This window comes from Spirosoma radiotolerans, from assembly GCF_000974425.1.
In the GTDB taxonomy this organism is placed as follows: domain Bacteria; phylum Bacteroidota; class Bacteroidia; order Cytophagales; family Spirosomataceae; genus Spirosoma; species Spirosoma radiotolerans.
In genome coordinates this window covers 4944200-4965078 of the sequence record NZ_CP010429.1, presented here as the reverse complement: position 1 = coordinate 4965078, position 20879 = coordinate 4944200, and the positions used below count along the sequence as shown (strand labels likewise).

Genomic DNA, 20879 nt, shown 5'->3' with positions numbered 1-20879 from the left:
GTAAGTATCTTAATAGTTATGAATAGTAACTACCAGCACTCTGACATTACGCAATTAATATTAAAATCTTTTTATAAGGTTTACAACACCCTGGGATATTGTTTTTTAGAAAAGGTTTATGAAAATGCAATGCGTATTGAACTGCGCAAAATAGGGCTAGTCTGCATAGCCCAACAGCCTATTGATGTTTTTTATGATAGCGAGAAAGTTGGTGTATACTATGCAGATTTAATCATTAATAGTTGCGTTATAGTCGAATTAAAAGCTGCTGATGGACTAGCGCCTGAACATGAAGCGCAGCTCACTAATTATCTCAAAGCCACTAATATTGAAGTGGGCCTGCTACTTAATTTTGGTCGTCAACCGCAGCATAAACGCAAAGTTTTTACCAACGATCGAAAAGATCATAACTAATCTTAAAAATCATAAGAATCTGTGTTCTAATTTATTTCCCTTTCAAAATTGTCCCGTAGCGGGGCATGTCTTTAAATAAGTCGAGAGCCGCTTTCATTTCGGGGTCTGTTGAGAACGAGGCTTCTTTAAGCCCTTTTTGCAGATAATAATGACCCGCTATTTCCTGCTCCAGAAGCGTTTTCAGTTCAAGCTTGAACGTGTTCAGATCGGCATCTTTGCTGTGCGACATTTTCGTTTTAAGCGACTTGAGCTGATCCTGAATCTGATCGAAGTATTTTTCTTTCTTAGCCGACGCTTCGAGTGTGCCGAGGTCTTTCTCTACCTGGGTGGTGTAATCATACTCTTTATCGCCCAGCCACTTGGCAAATTCGCTGTATTCAGCATCCGTCAGATGAAACTCGCGGGCGGGCTTGATGCTGGCGTGCTCGTGGCGATACTTCACCGCATAGTCAAAAATCAGGCCTTTGTTGGTTAAGCTGAGCGCTACCGGCGAAGGCGTTTGGGCTTCTACAACCACATCGGGAAGTACACCCCCACCATCATAAACGACCCGACCCGCTTTGGTTTTAAACGCGGTTTTGAGGGAATCCGGAATTTTGCCAACGCTACCATCCGGGTTGCGATGGCTATAGTCAATGGCCTGAATACAACGCCCGCTGGGAATGTAGTACTTAGCCGTGGTGATTTTCAATTTGGTATTAAACGATAACTCGCGGGTGGTCTGAACAAGGCCTTTTCCGTACGTGCGCTGGCCAACCAATACACCCCGGTCGTAATCCTGAATTACTCCGGATACGATCTCGGCCGCTGATGCGCTATGGCTATTTGTCAGTACAACAATCGGCATCTCAAGGTCCAGCGGTGGGTTCATGGCCGTGTAGGTCTTGTTCCACTCCGTCACTTTCCCTTTCGTTGTGACCACCTCCGAATCCTTCGGAATAAAAATATTGGAGATGTCGATGGCCATGTTGAGCAAGCCACCTGGGTTTTCCCGGACATCGAGAATGAGTTTTTTCATGCCCTTGCCCTTCAGCTCCTGAAACGCAGTCCGTACCTCCCGAGAGGCTGTGGCGGTAAAATCCTTAAGATCAATATAGCCAACATCGTCGGAAACCATGCCGTAGTAGGGCACATTCGTCATTTTTACCACATCGCGGATGACACTAAGCTCTACCGGATCTTTTTGCCCATACCGTCGAACGGTCAGTTTCACCGCTGTGTTATTCTGCCCTTTTAGCAGCTTTCCGGGATCGGCGTCTTTGCGAGCTTTCAGGTCCACGCCATCCACTTTGACTACTTCATCGCCAATTTGCAGGCCGGACTTTTCGGCGGGGGTCCCTTCGTATACCATCAAGACAATGCTTTTACCCTGCCGCTGACCAATTAGGGCGCCAATGCCGTTGTAGCGGCCGGTGGTCATGGTCATGTAGTCCTCAATCTCGTCTTCAGCGAAGAAGTTCGTGTAAGGATCGAGGGCTTTCAGCATGGCGTCGATACTGGTTTTGACCATGCGGTTTGGGTTCACCTCATCGACATAATAGAGGTTGAGTTCCTTAAACAGCGTGGCATAAATATCGAGGTTACGGGCTATCTCGAAAAACCGGTCATCGGTCTTGAACGAAAAAAAGCCAATGCCACCCGCCACAAGGGCCGAGGAGGCTAACAGGGTAAGGCGTTTCGAGAAGCGCATAGGAGTAGTACGAGTGAAACCCGCAGTTAGCTAAATACACGGGCCGCATCGGCGACCCATCCGCATTACATTTTCTTTAAAGCTAATTTCATACCTTTTTCTATCTCTTCAAACGAAATTATTTGTTTGGCCGTATAAAGAAAGGCAATGTAGGCGGGTGGGGTTTTTTCTGGCCCCAGTTTATCTTTATTCAGGCGGTAGGCTTCCCGAACCCGACGACGGATCAGGTTGCGGTCAACGGCTCGTTTAAAGATACGTTTGGGAACGGTAATGACAATGGCGGGTGGGGATGTCTCACTGTCCGGATTGGTTTCGGACTGGGGGATATAAAGCATCCGAAACGGAAAAAGGTAGAACGTCCGCACGGAAGTACTACCTTTTTTAAATAATTCACTCAGGATTTTTTTGCTACAAAGCCGTTCAGATTTCGCAAAGGTTTGTGGCATGAATTCGGTTTGAGGGTTCTAGTTTACGGTAGTTCATACGTTTGGTCGTACTGTCAACCATAAACCGAAAACCAAAAACAGATTAAATTTTGAAGCGTTCGCCTTTTTTCTCGTCAGAGACAGTCAACTTGTGGCGGCCTTTGGCGCGACGGCGAGCTAGAACCTGACGGCCATTAGCAGAGGCCATCCGCTCGCGGAAGCCGTGTTTGTTTTTCCGCTTCCGGTTCGATGGTTGGTACGTTCTTTTCATGATATATGTTCCCTAAAACCTTTATTTTTCCAAATGAGTCCGCAAAGATAGGAGAATGCTCCGATTTTACCAAGCCTCAATTCATAAAAACGATTTGATTAGCTGGGAGTTACTTTTGTACGAATCTACTCGCTCTTACCTGTATGCACTATCGCTTGTCTGCCGACTCTCATGCCGCCCATTATATCGCTGTTGATGCCCGATTGACGGATATTACCACACCAACGGTTGACTTACAATTGCCTGCCTGGCGCCCTGGTCGTTATGAATTACAGCAGTTTGCCAAAAATATTCAACGATTTGAGGTGGTTGATGGCGATGGGAACCCCCTGGTTTTTTATAAACTGACTAAAGATCGCTGGCGGGTGCAGACGAACGGTGTCTCTGAATTGGTGGTCCGGTACAATTATTATGCCTTGCTGGCTGCGCCTAATCAGCTAAATGCAGGCAGCAGTTTTATTAGTGATACGCTCCTGTATGTCAACCCGGTAAATCTCTGTTTGTACGCAGAAGGCCGGATCCAGGAACCGTGCACCCTCGAATTAGCCATTCCCGATAGCTGGACAATTGCTTGTGGATTAGCCGAATCCAGCCCGTATCCTACCGGAACCAGACAACTACAGGCTGCGGATTTTTATGAACTGGTCGACTGTCCGCTGATTGCCGCACCGGTGATTCAGCACATTCAGTACGATGTAGATGGGATTCTGTTTCATGTCTGGATTCAGGGTGGTCGCCGAACGGACGGCAATCCTACCTTCGATACCCAGCGCATCATTGACGATTTCAGCCGGTTTTCAGCCAGGCAACTCGAACTTTATGGGGAATTTCCCGAGCGGGAATACCATTTCCTGACGCTCATTTTGCCAGTTCCTCATTATCATGGCGTCGAGCACCGGAATTCGACCATGCTGGTGCTTGGCCCAAATGATGAGGGAGAAGGGCTTTATCAGGATTTACTGGGTGTGTCGTCGCATGAGTTGTTTCATGCCTGGAACATTATCCGTATCCGTCCCACTGAATTGCTTCCGTACGATTTCACGAAGGAAAATTACTTTTCCACCTGCTTTGTCGCTGAGGGCGTAACGACCTATTACGGTGACCTGATGCTTCGGCAGTCGGGCGTTTTTTCGGATGAAGCGTACCTGAAAGAGTTGCAGGTCTTATTCAAACGGCATTTTGAGCACAACGGGCAGGCGTTTCAGTCGCTGACCGAATCGTCCTGGGATTTGTGGCTCGATGGGTACGATAAGGGCGTTCCCGACCGGAAAGTGTCGGTTTATCATAAAGGCGCCATTGCGGCTCTGATTCTGGACTTACACATACGGCAGCTGACCAACCACGCCCGCTCATTAGACGATGTCATGCGACTCATGTGGGAGCGTTTTGGGAAGCCATTCATTGGCTATACGCTGGATGATTACCGCGCTGTGACCGAGTTCGTAGCGGGCGAACCGCTGAATTGGTATTATGATCTCTGCATCTTCGGTAACCAGCCCCTCGAAGCCAAACTGAATGAATACTTAGCCTGGGTAGGTTTACTCATCGGGTATGAAGAGCCTACTTCTGAGCAGCCTGGCGGTATTCGCTTGCTGGAATTAGACGACTTGGAAGGTCGCCAGCAACGGGCGCGCTGGTTTAATGGGACATTTATCAAACCAACGTCAGATGGCCATGTACAGGCTGTCTCTGAAGATAAGCTCGGTAAAAATGTGGTGGCGGAATAATTGAGATGCGATGGCGCAAGGCTCTAACCTTGTGCCATCGAAGCCATTCTCCTAGTATCTACGGACAACTATTTGCTTTAATCAATAAGCCCTTATCTTTTCATGATGTATCGTTCGTCTTTATTTTTCCTTCTCCTGCCAAGCTTACTGCTGGCTCAGCCCAAACCCGAAAAGCCCTGGATGCTTGGTCCATTTCGAAAGGAGAATGCACAGAACCCAATTCTAGAGGCTAAAGCCAATACCGAGTTCTATTGCCCAATTCGAAAGAAGAACGTTCGCTGGGAAGAAAAAGATGTGTACAACCCGGCAGCGGTGGTTCGCAACAATAAAGTGTACATGCTTTACCGGGCGGAGGATACCGTTCGGAGTGTGGGCGGTACGTCACGTTTGGGGCTAGCGGTCAGTTCCGACGGGATTCACTTCAAGCGGATGCCGAAGCCGGTATTCTATCCCAACAACGACGCTATGAAAGTGTATGAATGGGAGGGCGGTTGCGAAGATCCGCGTGTTGTCGAAAGCCCTAATGGTGTGTATATAATGACCTACACATCCTACGACGGCGATAAAGCCCGGCTCTGTGTCGCAACATCGCGCGACCTGATGAACTGGACGAAACAGGGACTTATTTTTGGGGATGTCGATAACGGTAAGTACCGCGATAGCTGGTCAAAATCGGGTGCTATTGTGTGTAAACGAATCGGTAGCCGGCTCGTTGCGCAGAAGATCAATGGAAAATACTGGATGTATTGGGGAGATCAGCCGCAGCTTCGCCTGGCTACTTCCAGCGATTTACTGCACTGGACACCGCTTGAATCCAGCACGGGCCAGCCCACGGTAGCGGCTGAGTCGAGAAAGGGAAAGCACGATGTTCGGTTGATTGAGCCGGGTCCTTTCGCTATGTTAACCGCTAAGGGTATCCTGCTGATTTATAATGGCATGAACGATGCTAAAAATGGCGACAAAACCTTGCCCGAAGGCGCTTACGCTGGGGGCCAACTTCTGTTTGATGCACAGGATCCAACCAAATTGCTTGATCGGTCGGAAACCTATTTTATCAAGCCTGACCAGCCTTATGAGATGGTTGGGCAGGTGAATCAGGTTTGTTTTCTGGAAGGAATGGTTCCTTTTCGGGGTCGCTGGTTCCTCTATTATGGCACCGCCGATTCTAAAATCGGTGTAGCCGTCGCGAAACAGTAGCCTAAACGATGGCGCAAGGCTCCAGCCTTGCGCCATTAAAACACTAAACATATGCACCCAGCACGCTCACAAACCCTGCCGTTTAAAGAATATGTTAAACACGACGCAACGGCGCTGGCTGAACTGGTTCGTGCAGGTGAGGTGTCGCCTGGGGAGCTACTGGAAACGGCCATTGCGCGTGCCGAAGCCGTCAATCCACAACTGAATGCTATCGTTACGCCCTTGTACGACAAAGGAAGAGCGATGGCGAACCAACTGCCGGAGACAGGGCCTTTTCGTGGGGTACCCTTTTTGCTGAAAGATCTGGAGTTTGAATGGGCCGGAACACCGATGAAGTCGGGTTGCGAAGGCTACAAGAACTATATCTCGACAACCGATAGTGAACTCATCAAGCGGTTAAAAGCCGCCGGACTCGTTTTTTTCGGTAAAACCAATACGCCCGAATTTGGCCTGACGCCCTATACCGAATCGAAGTTGTACGGCCCTGCCCGAAATCCGTGGAAAACAACTCACTCACCGGGCGGATCGAGTGGCGGATCGGCGGTGGCGGTGGCATCGGGAATCGTTCCGGCGGCAACGGCTTCCGATGGAGGGGGCTCCATTCGTATTCCAGCGTCCTGTTGCGGCTTGTTTGGCCTGAAACCGTCACGGGGGCGCATTACCCTTGGTCCACGGTATGGCGAGTTATGGAATGGTGCCGTGACGGCTCATGCGCTCACGCGTAGTGTGCGGGATAGCGCCCGCTTGCTGGATGTGGTGGCGGGTGGACCAACGTATCGACCTTTGGCGGGTGACCCGTACGGTATTGCTCCGCCCGTACGCCCGTTTGCCGACGAAGTTGATCGGGAGCCGGGAACTTTGCGAATTGCTTTCTCAACACAGGCGCTCATGCCTTCGCAAACCATCGACCCGGTTTGTATCAAGGCCGTTCAGGAAGCCGCCCGTTTGCTGGAAAGCCTGGGTCATACGCTTGACGAGGTGCCGTTGCCTTATGAAAAGACACTGGTCACGGAGGCCTTTTTCCTGAATGTGCTAAGCGAAACGGCCGCTACCCTTCGGGAGTTGGGTAATTACCTGGGCAGACCTGTTCGGCGTGACGATGTGGAACTAAATACGTGGGCGCAGGCCCGGCTGGCCGAAGGTTTCTCGGCGGCTGATGCCGCTTACCAGAAACGTCGCTGGAACACGCTCAATCGGAGTATGGGACAATTGCACGAGACGTACGATCTGTTCCTGACGCCAACGCTGCCCCGTCCGCCTATTGCTATTGGAACGTTTCAGAACACAGAATCAGAAAAGCGCTTGCTCAAACTGGTGGATTCGCTCGGTGGGCTGAAATACATGAAAGGCAGCAAAACAGTGAATGACCTGGCCGAACGCTCGCTGGGCTACATATCCTTTGCGGTTATCACCAACATGACCGGACAACCATCCATGTCAGTGCCGCTTTATTGGTCGAATGAAGGCGATTCGGCAGGTTTGCCGATTGGGGTTATGTTTGCCGCCCGGCCGGGTGATGAAGCCACCCTGCTTCGATTGGCCGGACAGTTGGAACAGGAACGCCCCTGGTTCAATAAAACGGCGGTTTTATAGGGTTGATGAGCTGCTTTTTAAACGACGTCAATCTTGATCAAGCCTCGAATCACGGCATTCAGAAACGCCTTTACTTCTGCTTTTAGTTGGCTTAGCTGCATAATTACATCATTACGTTTGATCGTTCCATGTCTTTCGGGGTTATAAAGTCTATGCTATTACTGCTAAAGGCTACTATGCAGCTAATTACGCGCTTACCTTCATCAGCTATTCACTATAGTCCAGTTCTTTACCAAAGGTTTCTTCCATTGTTGCCAATGACCAGTAGCCAATGGCGAAGCAAAAAAATGTGACAACGGCGCCTGCTTCCAGGACGCCAAGGCTTGGTTTCATTGCCTGAAAAGCCGGAATCGTTAGTAAGGTCGTAGCCCGCACGTTGTTGGCAACGGATGTCGTCGCTGTAGCCCGAAGGTTCGTTCCGAAGCTTTCGGCCGTAATGGTCAGGAACATAGCGATATAGCCAATGCCAAAGCCCATGGCGACACAAATGGCGTAAAAAGCACCGGATGAGTTAATGCCGCCAAACAAATAAATAACGACAAATACGAACGTCAGGCTCATCATCAGGCCAATGGCTTTCCGACGGGATTGTAGGTACTGACTAAGCAATCCACTCGTTAAGTCGCCAACAACGGTGCCTACATACGTGAACATTACGCAGCGACCGGGTTGTATAGCTTCGGTAATGCCCAGTGCTTTACCAAATTCATTGCCAAAGGTGGCCAAAATGCCAATGACGAGATACGTGGGCAGGGCAAGGCCCATGCACCGCAGATAACGCAGAAGCCGCTCACCTCCCTGGAACAGCGCCCAGAAATTACCTCTCACCACGCCCGTTTGCTGTACCCGTTTGAACATTCCCGATTCAAACACACTCACCCTCAAAATCAGCAAGCCCAGTCCCAGGCTACCGCCAATGAAGTACGTTGTCCGCCAATCGAAGAGCGTGACGGTGAAGTAGGCGACTACGGCGCCAAGCAGCCCAACACTTGCCACCAAAGACGAGCCGTAGCCACGCAGATGCGGGGGTAAAATCTCGCTTACCAACGTAATACCGGCCCCTAACTCCCCGGCCAAACCCAGTCCGGCCACAAAGCGAAGAATAGCGTATACCTGCGGATCATGCACCCAGCCACAGGCAATGTTGGCGAGTGAATACGTGATGATGCTGCCGAACAGCACCGACAGACGCCCCCGTTTATCGCCCAGAATCCCCCACAGAATGCCGCCCAGTAACAAACCTGCCTGTTGAAAATTGAGGATCTTTCCACCAGTCAACGAAATGTCTGCTTCCGACAGGCCCAACTCCTTCAGGCTTGGCACCCGCACAATGTTGAACAGGAGCAGATCATATACATCCACAAAGTAACCAAGAGCGGCTACAATGACAGGCAGCGCAAATAACGGACGGAGGGAAACAGGCTGGGTGGGGGAGGTTTGCATAAGCAATGAACGAGAATTGATAACTAGCCGGGTACCGTAAGCGGATGAACCGGATCGATCACAAGCTTTACGAGTGACAATCCGGTCCATCCGCTAAATTGGTATACTTGAAACGTCTTACCAGAGTCGGACGTAGAGAACTGTAATCAGCAGCATGATAATAACCGCTAACGCCGTTGCTGATGGATTCAGACGGAACATGCTCGCGTCAATCGCAAATCCTTTTGGATTGATGCGTGGCCCAACCAGGCTTATAACCACCATCATCAGCACCGTGAAGAAAAATGCCCAGCCCATACAGATCAGGAAGGGGATTTCGTAACCACCGTTGCCATTCGGGTAAGCCGTGTACAGGATCGTTTCATTACCAAACAAAGCGGGTGCGAAGTTATTGAACAGCACCGCCAAGCCAAATCCACCAAGAATACCCGCTACGGCAGCCGATCCCGTGGTGCGTTTCCAGAAGAAACCCAGAATGAACACCGCGAAGATGGCCGGGCTCAGATAACCCGTGTATTTCTGGATAAAGGTGAAACCACCCTCGCGACCAATACCCAGCGCATCCTGCCACGTCAGGGCAATAGAGAGCAGCATCGCTGCGAAAATGGTGATTCGGCCCACCCAAACCAGTTGGGTCTGGCTAGCGTCTTTTTTGATGTACTTCTGATAAATATCGAGGGTGAAAATGGTCGAAATCGAGTTGGCTTTACCTGCCAGCGATGCGACGATAGCCGCTGTCAGAGCAGCCATCGAGAGACCTTTCAGGCCATTGGGCAGGAAGGAAAGAATGGCCGAATAAGCATTGTCGGCAAGGAGTTTGCCGCCGGGTGCCATTTCATTTTGCAGGCTTCCGTTCTTATACAGCACGTAAGCGGCAATGCCTGGCAGCATCACGATCAGCGGCATAAAAATTTTCAGCAGGGCTGCAAAGAGAATACCCGTACGAGCCGTTTTCAAATCCGCACCGAGCGCCCGTTGGGTAATATACTGGTTACAGCCCCAGTAATTCAGGTTTACAATCCAGATACCCGCAAAGTACATTGCGAGGCCGGGCAGCGTCAGGTATTTGTTGATGTCTACCTGCGATGTATTGGGACCTGGTTTTTCGAAAATCATGTGGAAGTGATCGTCCGCATCGCCCATCATGGCCGAGAAACCCGCAAGCACATCGTTGCCCAGGCCAAACTTCTGACTCACCAGCGTCAGCGCAATGTAAGACGTTACCAGCCCGCCAATGATGAGAACGGCCACCTGAATAACGTCGGTATACCCAATGACTTTCATACCCCCCAGCGTAATGACGATAGCGAAGATACTCAGGCCAATAACAATCGGGTGAAACGATTCGCCCCCAACTAAGGTGCTGATGGCCAATGCGCCCAGGAAAAGAATAGAGGTTAAATTAACGAACACGTAGAGGAACAGCCAGAAAATGGCCATAATCAGACTCACCGTTTCGTTGTACCGCGTTTTCAGAAACTGCGGCATGGTATAAATGTGGTTCTTGAGATAAATCGGCATGAACCAGACCGCCACAATAATTAGTGCAATAGCCGCAAACCACTCATATACCGCCACGGCCACTCCGAAGGTGAAGCCGTTCCCCGACATGCCAATGAACTGTTCAGCCGAAATGTTGGAGGCAATCATTGAAGCTCCGATAGCCCACCAGGTTAACGACCCTTCGGCCAGAAAAAAATCTTTGGTGTCAAGCTTTGTTGTTTGTTTTCGTTTGTAAATCCAGTAGCCGTAGGAGGAGACACCAATGAAATACAGGAGGAAAATAATGTAGTCTATTTGTTTGAGTTGGTTCATTTCAGCACGTATAGAATTAGTTTTGGATTCAGCCTGTAAAAAAGCAATTAATTCTCCAAATAGGCTTACTGTTGGATAAAATCATTTGCAGATTTATAGAACCAGTACCAGGGGACAACAGGCATTCAGCCAGAATCGGGCGACTTTTCCCGTCGCCCGTTAGCCCAAAACCATCTCGCAGTCAGTATCAGCTATAGCAAAAAGGCACGGAAGCAATTCCGTGCCTTTTTGCTATAGTATGTAAGGAGGAAGCGCTTATTTTATGGCAATAAGCCGTGTGGGTTGTATAGCCTCTACGGCAGGTGTAATGAGTTTAAACGAGAATTCTTCCTTTTGAGTCCCTGCCGTTATACGAAAGGTGTAGTTCCCATCGGTAAGTGCGCCCATGTCGAATTGTTGCCGGTAAGCATTTAGCTTACTATTTTTTCCACACAGAACTTCCTGAAACAGGGTCTCGCCCTTTTCGCTGATCAGCGTCAGATTGATTTTGTTCTCCGCTTTGTATTTCTCCAGGCATAACCAGAGCTTGTTGGCATTGGCTGCCGGGAACATGGCGGCTGAGAATACTTTGTTTTGTGATTTGTGATCATCGGCCAGAACAGGCGATGAAACAGAGACGGTTAGGGCTACAAATAGGGCGCTAGCGAGTAATTTGATGGACGTTTTCATGGGATTGATAAGATTAAATGGAAACCTTTAGCTGTCAACCCAATGATGTCGGTAGGCTCGTCAAACGCCGTTGTTCTGGAGCAACGGTTTAGAAAAATGATGAGCGGTTCATGGTCATTCTACGAAATCCAAATCCCTGCCGAATGTTTCCTCCATGCGGCTGAGCGACCAGAAAGACAGGCCATACACCACAACACCCAGTAATCCGGCCGCCACTAAAGCGCCCATTGACGGCTTTAGAAATTGAAACAAAAGGGTCATTGGAATGAGGGTGCCCCGGACAACGCTCGGCACTGATGTGGTAGCCGTATTGCGGAGGTTGGTGCCATACAGCTCAGCAACCATTGTCAGAAACATAGCAATATAGCCCGTACAGAAACCAGCCAGTAAGCAAACCGTGTATAGTCCGCTCGCTGTCCTGATGCCGCCAAACAAATAAATGCCACTCAATAAGGCGCTCATAATCAACAACCCCGTAATGGCTTTCAGGCGTGATTGCAGCCAGTGGCTTATGGGCCCTGACAGCAGATCGCCACCCGCTAAGCCAACATAAATCATCATGACGCAACGACCCGGCTTTACAACCTCCTCAATGCCCAGCGCCTGACCAAATTCATTGGCAAACGTGGCCAGAATGCCGACTATGAACCAGGTTGGAACGCCCACGGATACGCACCGGATGTATTTGATAAATTGTGGCCAACTACTGAAGAAATAAAGAAAATTACCACGGCTGACTTCTTTGTGGTCGGTCTTCATGCGGTTAAAAACGCCGGATTCGAACACACTTACCCGCAGCAGCAACAAGGCAATGCCCATGCCACCGCCCACCCAGAATGCCGTTCGCCAGTTAAAATACTCAACCGTCAGATACGCTACACCCGCGCCCAGATACCCAATGCCCGCTACCATCGACGAGCCATAGCTTCGGATGGCTTTCGGGAGTATTTCCGATACGAGCACCATAGCCGCGCCTATTTCGCCGGACAGCCCAATACCCGCGACGAACCGCAATAAGGCATACACATTGACATCCTGCACAAAGCCACAAGCAATGTTTGTGACTGAATAGGTAATGATACTGCCAAACAGGACCGACATTCGGCCGCGCTTGTCACCCAGAGCACCCCACAAAAAGCCACCTACCACCAGACCCGCCTGCTGGCAATTCAGGATAAACGTACCCGCTTGCGAAACTTCCGCTTCCGACAGCCCCAGCGATTGCAGACTTGGCACCCGAACGATGCTGAAAATCAGCATGTCATAAACGTCGACAAAGAAGCCCAGCGCCGAAACAATGACAGGCAAGGCAAACAACGGGCGGAACGAAACGTGGGGAGGAGAAAGAGTTTGCATTTATCAACCAGGATTTACAGGATTAGGTACTATTCTTCCAGATAGTTTAAATCCTTGCCGTGGGTTTCAGGAATGGTCAAGATTGAGTAAAAGCCGATGATGAAACAGATCAGACCAACAACGGCTCCGGCATTGATTACCGCCAGCGACGGTTTGAGGTACTGGTAGGTTAGCGTCATCGGAATCACCAGACCACGTACCATGTTCGGCACGGTGGTGGCCGCTGTAGCGCGCAGGTTGGTGCCAAACTGCTCGGCCCCGATCGTGACAAACATGGCCCAGTAGCCAATGCCAAACCCCATGGCCAGACAAAGACCATACAATACGGTAGACGACTTAATGCCTGTATATAAATAGATGAGGCTGAATACCAGCGCGATGGCCATGAGCAGGGCAACTCCTTTTTTGCGGGAAGCCATCGCCTGGCTGATAAATCCACTGGCCAGATCGCCGGTGGCCAGCCCAACGTAACACCACATAATGGCGAGTCCTGGCTGAATTTCTTCGGTAATGCCGAACGCCTTGCCAAACTCATTGCTGAAGGTGGCCAGAATGCCGATCACAAACCAGGTTGGTAACCCAATTCCAATGCATTTGAGGTAGCGGCTCAGTCGACTGGCATTGGTAAAAAATGAAAGAAAATCACCCCGATTGACGTGTTTCTGATCGGACACATCTTTGAACATACCTGATTCAACCACGCCTACCCGCAGCAACAACAGACCAAAGCCCAGGCCACCGCCCACAAAAAAAGCCGTTTGCCAATCGAATAATTTTACGGTGAAATAAGCGACTACTGCGCCAAAAAGACCAATACCCGCTACCAGCGATGTGCCGATCGCACGTTTTTCTTTAGGTAGCACTTCACTGACGAGCGTGATGCCCGCGCCCAACTCACCAGCCAGCCCGATACCCGCGACGAAACGCATCAGCGCGTAGTACATAGCCGGGTCCATAAAGGTAACGTGTTTGACAAAGCCGCAGGCGATGTTGGCAACCGAGTAGGTAATGATACTACCGAACAACACCGAAAGACGCCCACGTTTGTCGCCAATAACGCCCCATAAAATCCCACCGAGCAGCAGCCCACCCATCTGCCAGTTGATGATGCTAGCCCCAACGGTCGAGATTTGGTCGGGGGTAAGGCCAAGGTCTTTCAGACTGGGCACCCGAACGATCCCAAAAAGAAGCAGATCATAAATATCGACGAAGTAACCCAGGGCGGCTACAATGACGGGCAGGCCAAAGTACCCAACGGTGGGAGGATGTGGTTTAGGCGAAACAGCAGGAATAGCCATACGGCAAAAAGCAGAAGTTAAAAGGCGAAACAGTTCTGCAAGTATACGAAATGACCAAAGAAGATTGTGTAGAAATGCCTTCAGGAAATCGAAATCCGGCTGTAAATGCCAAAGGCCGCTTAAGTTATAACGGTTTACACCGGTTTGCCCATACCGATTCTGACGAAATGGGGTATCTAGATCGTATTGACAAGCGTTGCTGAGCGACTAATCAGGAAGCCGCGGACTCAATGGCGGCTCCGGTTCGGGCTCGGTCGTTTGCACGGCGAGTGGCGATGGCCGAGGGGTAGGCAGGGGTTTGGGAAGCGTCTCGTAGCTGGTGTGCGCTGTGCCTAACCACCAAACTTTCAGGGCTACCCGCGCAAAAATCAACGTCTGCTGAATAACAAACATGATCAGGATAGTAGGCCAGTTGCTCATTAGAATCAAGTCATCGAGCAGAAAATAGATGCCGAACAGGCCCGTTCCTACTAAAATCGTTAGCCAGTAGAGGCCATACGTTCGGGTCAGGTTTTTTAGAACCAGGCGCCCGGCCTGCCCGAAAGCGCGGAAGGCGTTGTGCTCATCTTCCCGAAACATGATCACTTTTGCGTAGTCGCCAATGCACAGAAACAGGGTAGCTGTGAGGGCGAAGAGCGCAAAGAAGCCCGCGCCAATCCAGAACAGGCCACGTTCGGTAAAGCTATCGTTGACCGCGACACTGACCAATGAGCCAATGACCAGCCACAGCCCAGCCCCAATCACGACAAAGAGCATTGTGACGCCAAAAAGGCGCAAAAACCGACCTACATAATGCGCACATCCCTGCCAGAACAGCCCACTGCTAAATAAATTGTACGGTTGAGAAAAGCGCAGGAGGATGCCACCTGCGAAAAATAGACTCAGAAATACATAGAGACTGCCCAGCCAGCGACCTACACTCATAAGCGGGGAAATGGTGCGTTCGCTCCGGTGCATGAAGTCCGAGTAGATCGTGTAATCGAAGCCCTTCAACAGATTCATGAAGGCTAGTGAATTCTGGTCTTCTACCTTAAGGGTATTGTAAAACGGGAAAGCAACCAGCAACCCCATCACTAGCGTGATGCCGTAAATCAGCCATAGTAGCCGAAACGAACGTCGTGTTTGTTGAAGGGATGTGCGTAGTGCGTTCACGTTTCTAGAAGTTAGCCTGCTCGTCTTTATTCGTAGACAGCGGATGTTCGGTCCTGATTTTTTCCTGCAATTTCAGAAAGCCATCAATCAGCGCTTCCGGTCGGGGTGGGCACCCCGGTACGTATACATCGACTGGAATGATTCGATCTACGCCTTTTACGACATGGTACCCGTGCTGCCAGTAGGGGCCGCCACAGTTAGAACAGGAGCCCATGGAAATAACATACCGAGGCTCGGCCATTTGTTCATAGAGCCGTCGGATACGGTCGGCCATCTTGTAGGTTACCGTGCCAGACACAATCATAATGTCGGACTGCCTGGGAGAAGGGCGCGGAAAAATACCAAACCGTTCGAGGTCGTAACTGGCGGCAAAAGCCTGCATCATTTCGATAGCGCAGCAGGCCAGTCCAAAGCTCATTGGCCACATTGATTTCTCACGCGACCAGTTGAGTAGGTCTTCTGAATGCATCAGAATAACGCTGGCTTCGCCGGTTTTGTCGGTTGTCTGAGGGGGCATACTTGGGCAAACGATGAATAAGTTCTTGTCGATTCTGTTAGCTCTAACGCTTCCGCAAATACGATCCTGACTGGTGCGTAGCGCGTCAGCGTTTGTAGCGTTCGTTTACCTGCTGATACAGTTGAGCTGGTACTTTAGTTTCCACCGATGGGATCTTGGGTTGCGGTTTTACCCAGTCAAGGTAACCTTTTGCCCACACATAGGCAAGGCCTAAGGCCAGGATAGCAACAAACAGAAAAACTTCAGTAAGCGCAAACCAACCCCACAAACCACCTGTCTCAGCAATGAGCCGTTCCTGGCCAAATACTGTAGCCCAGGGAAACAGAAAAACCAGCTCGACATCGAAAAGAACAAAAACCAGAGCCACAATGTAAAACCGTATGTTAAACTGCACGTTAGCATTGCCGACAGGCTCTTCGCCCGATTCGTAGGTGCTGTTTTTCTCGATGTTTGGCTTATCAGGGCGCAGCATACGCGCCACAAACAGAACGACGGCAATAAAGGCGAAGGCCGCCAGAATAAACAGAAGAATAATGCCGAAGTCAGAAAGCATGCGGGGGCGTTTGACGGTTTGTGGTTTGTCGTTTACGGTTTAGGGGGGCCATTATCACGGCAAGCTTTTCCGTGATTTGTGCAGTTGGCGTTCCCGTTCCGTGGTTCGTGTCCTCACGGACCACTTTTGCATCAGCCAGGTTTGCTTATCAGAAGTAGCATTCGTAAGGATCGAAACGCCCTCAAACTGACCTACTTTTTCTTTTTCTTAGGGAAAATGTTATAAACGAGACTCACCTGTAAGTTCCGGTTGTAATAAGAAGCTGTTGCTTCATTGGAGACATTGGTGAACCCGTATACGTAGCGAATGTGCAGGCTGAATTTGCTCAGCATATCCAGAAAATCATAATGAACACCCAACACGGCACCCAGATCGTTTTGAGCTCCAGGCCCGTTCGTTGAGCCCGAATTGAGCGCATAACTAAACTCTGGACCTGCCTGTATGGTTAGGCCCTCGGTTGGAATATACCCAAGCAGAATAGGGGCGCTCACATAATAATAGGAATGACTTGAGGTTGACCGCCCGCCGACCTGTTCCTGCTGAAACGTGCCGCCTTTAACTGCCAGAAGCACTTCGGGCTGCAGCACCAACCGGTTATACCGATATCGATACATAACACCGAGGTTAGGCTCTAACGCTCGCTTGGGAATGTTGACAGTCGTTCCCGAGATAGACACCTGAGTGAATGAAGCCCCTAACTTTACTCCAAAATGGCCGCCAATCGGTTTGTCACTTTGTGCCCGGATGAGCAGGGGAGATGTCATTAAAAAAAAGAAAAATAGTAAGCGAGATGTATACATGCAGGACTGTTGACAGGCGAGTCGCCTTCAATAACAAGTTTTTATCTGAAACGGCGGCCCGCCCGAAACGTCGGACCGCCGTAAAATTGGTGAAAAAAGTTAAGAAATCGTTGTAGACCCTTGGTGTGCGGCTGCGTTGACAGGCTAATTGAGCCGGGGGTCGACGGGATAATGGGCAATGGCTTTGTATTCACCTCCCTTGCGTTTCAACACTTCGCGCCAGAATTCGGATGTTGGCGTATCGAACAGAAAATCAGCTTTTGTGCGGCTTATAATCCAGGCTTTTTGCACTAATTCGCTATTGAGCTGACCTTCGTTCCAGCCCGAATAGCCGATAAAGAAACGGATATCCCGCTCGGTGAGGGTACCCAGGTTGACCGCCTGTTTAATTTGTTCAAAATCGCCACTCCAGTATAAATCATCAACGACACGAATCGAACCGTCGATTAAATCGGGCCGGCGATGAATGAAATGAAGCGTGTTTTGCTGAACAGGACCACCGACAAACAGCGGTAAATCCGTATGAATATCGTCAATAACATCGCCCAGGTGAATATCGGTCTGCTGATTCAGTACCAGGCCAAATGTGCCAACTGCATTATGTTCGCAAATCAGGACAACACTACGTTCAAAATTATTGTCGCCCATGTAGGGTTCGGCAATCAACAGATCGCCATTCTTAACAGGTTGCGGAGACGTATCCATGAGTCATAAAGCAGTTAACGATTGATACTACAAAACGCCTTTCCTAGGGATGATATTGGTTAAGAACTGTTAAATACGCTGGTTAACCCGTTAATAATACGGTATTAGCTGAGTTTGCGATAAAAAATTATCGACAGGGCTTGGCGCAGCGCTCTACCAACGCATTCCTTTTGATTTGTTGGGCTAAAGCTCCATAAAACAAAAAAGTCGAAAGTCTGGATGCGTATAGTTAAGCTGGTATTCGCCAACTTTGTCTACTCAAGAAAACTAAACTGAATCTATGCACCACCAGATTCACGACCGGCGGGGGTTTCTCCGGAAAAGTGCTTTGGCTACGCTCACAACGTTGGTTGGCTCTCACATCGTTTTTGCCGACCGGATACCGCCTTTTTACACACCGCTGGGGTTCGACTACGACCCGCTGAAGGAAAAAAGCCCCGATATGAAAGTGCTGGGTGATAAGCCCTGGAATGTGGAATCACCCATTCATTTGCTGGACGACGCGGTTACGCCTGTCGAAAAAATGTTTATACGCAACAACGGCCTGATTCCCACCGAACCCATTAACCCTGAAACCTGGACGTTGACCATAAAAGGGGAGTCGGTAAAAACGACAAAAACATACACGCTCAACGACCTTAAGAAACGATTCAAGCCCTACACCTATCAGCTTGTGCTTGAATGCGGGGGCAACGGCCGCTCGGGATTCGAGCCGCAAACGACAGGTAACCCCTGGGGTCAGGGGGCTGTTAGCTGCGCAGAATGGACTGGTGTTCGGCTGAAGGATATTCTGGACGATGTGGGGCTGAAAGATGATGCCGTTTACATTGGTTATTATGGCAAAGATCCGCATCTGAGTCAGGACCCCACCAAAGTGGCGATCTCACGGGGCGTACCGATGAAAAAAGCCCTCGAAAACGAAACCCTCATTGCCTGGGCGTTGAACGGCAAGGATATTCCGCTGGCGCACGGCTACCCACTTCGGTTAGTGATTGGGGGCTGGCCAGCGTCGGTATCGGGCAAATGGCTGCACACGATTGCTGTGCGGGACAAAATTCACGATGGGGCCAAAATGGAAGGGCACAGTTATAGAATGCCCATTCGGCCTGTACAACCGGGCGAGAAAATTCCAGAGACGCCCGAGAACTTCCGCATCATTGAGTCGATGCCGGTTAAGTCGCTGATCACGTATCCCAAAACGGGCGCAATGGTCGATTTGAAGAAGCCCCTCGCTTTACGGGGACATGCCTGGGCGGGCGATCGAACGGTGAGTGCCGTGGAGACATCCATCGATTATGGCGCTACCTGGCAAAAAAGTAAACTCCAGGCACCCAGGAATCGACTTGCCTGGCAGCACTGGTCAACCGAACTGACGTTTCCCCAGCCGGGTTATTACGAAGTGTGGGTACGGGCTACGGATAGTAGTGGTGTTGCACAGCCGGTAGTTATTCCGCAATGGAATCCTGGTGGTTACCTCAACAATGCCTGCCATCGAATTGCCGTGAAAGCAAGCTAGCTCGTCTGCTCAAGGGTAGCCTGTGAGCTTATAGACTAATGAACAACCTATAACACCATGAAGCATGTAACCGCTTTTTTTCTGATAGGCGTCCTGGTCATAAGCCTGGCCAGTTTTCGAAACGTTTCCATTCGCCAGAAGCCATTGGGTACCAGCTCAGTAATGTCGGCTGCCGATACGGTAAAAATTGATGCTGAATCGGGAATGATTAATGACCCTAACCTGATGATGGTCAAAGCGCAGTGTACGGCCTGCCATTCATCCAAGCTTATTTTGCAGCATCGCTTTACACGGGCGGGCTGGCAGGAACGTATTCGCTGGATGCAGAAATACCATAAACTCTGGGATCTGGGCGAGTCCGAAAAAGTGGTCCTGGATTATCTCGAAAAATATTATGGGCCCGAAAATGCAGCAAATATCAATACCTTCCGGCGTCAGCCATTGAAAGATGTTCAATGGTACAGATTGCCTCAATAGCTTATTCCAACTGATCCTCTGGGTCGGCTACGACTATTTTACTTATGCTTAGTGAACCTATTCAGGCTGTAGCGGCTCGAACTGAAAAGCGCGTTTGTGAAGTCGCCTGGTTCGATGATTTATGCGGGGGCGATACGGCCTTTCTGGGTACACTTGATCCCGACCGACGCAGTAACTATGCCCATTGTGCCGATATAATGAAAACGGCCGACCGCCTGGGCTTCGAGAATATTCTGTTGCCGACCTCCTACATTGTGGGGCAGGAGGTCATTCCGTTTGCGGGGGCTATGGCTCCTCAGGTGGCCAATATTTCGATGCTGGCCGCCATTCGTACCGGCGAAATTCATCCGCCTATGCTGGCTCGCCACATTGCTACGCTCGACCATTTGTTGCAAGGCCGATTAACGATAAATATCATCAACTCCGACTTGCCGGGACTGAAAGAAGATCCTGCGTTTCGGTATAAACGCTGCGAGGAAGTAATCGACATCCTGAAACAGGCCTGGACCCAGGACCGGATTGAGTTTGACGGGGAAGTTTACGGGAAAATCAGTATGAAAACGGACCCCGTCAAACCCTACCAGCAAAACGGGGGGCCACTCCTGTATTTCGGGGGTATTTCGCCCGGCTCAAAGGAGGTCTGCGCGAAACACTGCGACGTATTCTTGATGTGGCCCGAACCCGAAGACAACATCTACGCAACCATGCAGGACATGAGCGAACGAGCTGCCCGGCATGGTCGAACCATTGATTTTGGGCTGCGGATTCATGTCATTGTGCGCGAAACGGAAGAGGAGGCTAAGGCCTACACGAAAACCCTGATGTCGAAGTTCGACGCGAGCGTGGGTGAACAACTCAAAAGCCGGGCGCAGGATTCACAGTCGGCGGGTGTTCTTCGGCAGAATGAGCTGCGGTCGCAGGCCGACCCTGACGATTTTATTGAACCGATGCTCTGGATGGGTATTGGTCGGGCCCGGTCGGGCTGTGGCGGTGCTTTAGTAGGTACACCGGCGCAAATCATCGACAAGTTGAACCGGTATATGGACATGGGCATTCGGGCGTTTATTCTGTCGGGTTACCCGCTTATTGAGGAGTGTGAACTGTTCGGTAAGCATGTATTGCCGCATTTGCCAAACGTCAAATTATCCGTGGAGCAGGGGAGAACCCCCGCGACCACGCCCGTTACTCCCCTGACAACCGGTGACTTACGGGTATGAGACCACGCTCGTGTTATGACGAGTTGACCGAACGATACGTGTTA

20 protein-coding genes are annotated in these 20879 nt (G+C 50.2%); 7 read left to right on the top strand and 13 right to left on the bottom strand.

The annotated features are described in order from the left end of the window. The first annotated feature begins 18 nt into the window (after positions 1-18). Positions 19-414 (top strand): GxxExxY protein, encoded by a 396-nt coding sequence (locus tag SD10_RS20140; protein ID WP_046576264.1) that lies wholly within the window; start codon positions 19-21, stop codon positions 412-414. Positions 415-445: 31 nt separating this feature from the next. Here the strand turns inward: SD10_RS20140 and SD10_RS20135 are convergent, their stop codons facing one another. The 3 genes from SD10_RS20135 to rpmH all read right to left on the bottom strand — a co-directional run bounded on the left by SD10_RS20135 (position 446) and on the right by rpmH (position 2800). Then, the gene (locus tag SD10_RS20135; protein WP_046576262.1) at positions 446-2104 is read right to left on the bottom strand and encodes a S41 family peptidase; all 1659 of its coding nucleotides are present in this window, start codon (positions 2102-2104) and stop codon (positions 446-448) included. Positions 2105-2169: 65 nt separating this feature from the next. Further along, positions 2170-2550 (bottom strand): ribonuclease P protein component, encoded by a 381-nt coding sequence (gene rnpA / locus SD10_RS20130; RefSeq protein WP_046576259.1) that lies wholly within the window; start codon positions 2548-2550, stop codon positions 2170-2172. A gap of 82 nt (positions 2551-2632) precedes the next feature. Continuing rightward, complete coding sequence (gene rpmH / locus SD10_RS20125) at positions 2633-2800, bottom strand: 50S ribosomal protein L34 (protein WP_046576258.1); 168 nt, start codon at positions 2798-2800, stop codon at positions 2633-2635. Positions 2801-2943: 143 nt separating this feature from the next. Between rpmH and SD10_RS20120 the strand changes: the two genes are divergently transcribed. From SD10_RS20120 to SD10_RS20110, 3 genes are all read left to right on the top strand, one after another. Beyond that, entirely contained in the window at positions 2944-4527 is a 1584-nt protein-coding gene (locus SD10_RS20120; RefSeq protein ID WP_046576257.1) for a M61 family metallopeptidase, read from the top strand. A gap of 105 nt (positions 4528-4632) precedes the next feature. After that, complete coding sequence (locus SD10_RS20115; RefSeq protein ID WP_046576256.1) at positions 4633-5724, top strand: glycoside hydrolase family 130 protein; 1092 nt, start codon at positions 4633-4635, stop codon at positions 5722-5724. Between the two features lie 51 nt (positions 5725-5775). After that, entirely contained in the window at positions 5776-7317 is a 1542-nt protein-coding gene (locus tag SD10_RS20110; RefSeq protein WP_046576255.1) for an amidase, read from the top strand. A 207-nt stretch (positions 7318-7524) separates the two neighbouring features. On the opposite strand, the gene SD10_RS20105 is transcribed toward SD10_RS20110, so the two are convergent. From SD10_RS20105 to SD10_RS20060, 10 genes are all read right to left on the bottom strand, one after another. Continuing rightward, positions 7525-8760: an MFS transporter gene (locus SD10_RS20105; protein WP_046576254.1), complete on the bottom strand. Its 1236-nt coding sequence runs from the start codon at positions 8758-8760 to the stop codon at positions 7525-7527. Positions 8761-8877: 117 nt separating this feature from the next. Continuing rightward, positions 8878-10575 carry a sodium:solute symporter family transporter gene (locus SD10_RS20100; protein ID WP_046576252.1) on the bottom strand — a complete coding sequence of 566 codons (1698 nt, stop codon included), beginning with the start codon at positions 10573-10575 and terminating at the stop codon, positions 8878-8880. Between the two features lie 255 nt (positions 10576-10830). Next, a complete protein-coding gene (locus SD10_RS20095) occupies positions 10831-11244 on the bottom strand; it encodes a hypothetical protein (RefSeq protein WP_046576250.1) in 414 nt (137 codons plus the stop codon). A 114-nt stretch (positions 11245-11358) separates the two neighbouring features. Beyond that, positions 11359-12600 carry an MFS transporter gene (locus SD10_RS20090; RefSeq protein WP_046576249.1) on the bottom strand — a complete coding sequence of 414 codons (1242 nt, stop codon included), beginning with the start codon at positions 12598-12600 and terminating at the stop codon, positions 11359-11361. A 29-nt stretch (positions 12601-12629) separates the two neighbouring features. After that, on the bottom strand, positions 12630-13898 hold the full coding sequence (locus SD10_RS20085) for an MFS transporter (protein ID WP_046576247.1): 1269 nt from the start codon (positions 13896-13898) through the stop codon (positions 12630-12632). Between the two features lie 207 nt (positions 13899-14105). Next, positions 14106-15050: a hypothetical protein gene (locus SD10_RS20080; protein WP_046576245.1), complete on the bottom strand. Its 945-nt coding sequence runs from the start codon at positions 15048-15050 to the stop codon at positions 14106-14108. 4 nt (positions 15051-15054) lie between these two features. Further along, positions 15055-15567 carry an NADH-quinone oxidoreductase subunit B gene (locus SD10_RS20075; protein WP_046576243.1) on the bottom strand — a complete coding sequence of 171 codons (513 nt, stop codon included), beginning with the start codon at positions 15565-15567 and terminating at the stop codon, positions 15055-15057. Positions 15568-15652: 85 nt separating this feature from the next. Further along, positions 15653-16120, bottom strand: coding sequence for an NADH-quinone oxidoreductase subunit A (locus SD10_RS20070; protein ID WP_046576241.1), 468 nt, complete (start codon positions 16118-16120; stop codon positions 15653-15655). Positions 16121-16311: 191 nt separating this feature from the next. Beyond that, positions 16312-16920 carry a porin family protein gene (locus SD10_RS20065; protein WP_046576238.1) on the bottom strand — a complete coding sequence of 203 codons (609 nt, stop codon included), beginning with the start codon at positions 16918-16920 and terminating at the stop codon, positions 16312-16314. Positions 16921-17064: 144 nt separating this feature from the next. Continuing rightward, the gene (locus SD10_RS20060; RefSeq protein WP_046576233.1) at positions 17065-17625 is read right to left on the bottom strand and encodes a YqgE/AlgH family protein; all 561 of its coding nucleotides are present in this window, start codon (positions 17623-17625) and stop codon (positions 17065-17067) included. A 280-nt stretch (positions 17626-17905) separates the two neighbouring features. On the opposite strand from SD10_RS20060, the gene SD10_RS20055 reads away from it, so the two are divergent. Genes SD10_RS20055 through SD10_RS20045 form a run of 3 tightly spaced genes read left to right on the top strand, consistent with a single transcriptional unit; the run spans position 17906 to position 20835 of the window. Then, entirely contained in the window at positions 17906-19141 is a 1236-nt protein-coding gene (locus tag SD10_RS20055) for a sulfite oxidase (protein ID WP_046576228.1), read from the top strand. 57 nt (positions 19142-19198) lie between these two features. Then, positions 19199-19618, top strand: coding sequence for a hypothetical protein (locus SD10_RS20050; protein WP_046576227.1), 420 nt, complete (start codon positions 19199-19201; stop codon positions 19616-19618). A gap of 44 nt (positions 19619-19662) precedes the next feature. Further along, positions 19663-20835, top strand: a complete 1173-nt coding sequence (locus tag SD10_RS20045) for an LLM class flavin-dependent oxidoreductase (protein WP_046576225.1) — start codon at positions 19663-19665, stop codon at positions 20833-20835. The last annotated feature ends 44 nt before the right edge of the window (positions 20836-20879 follow it).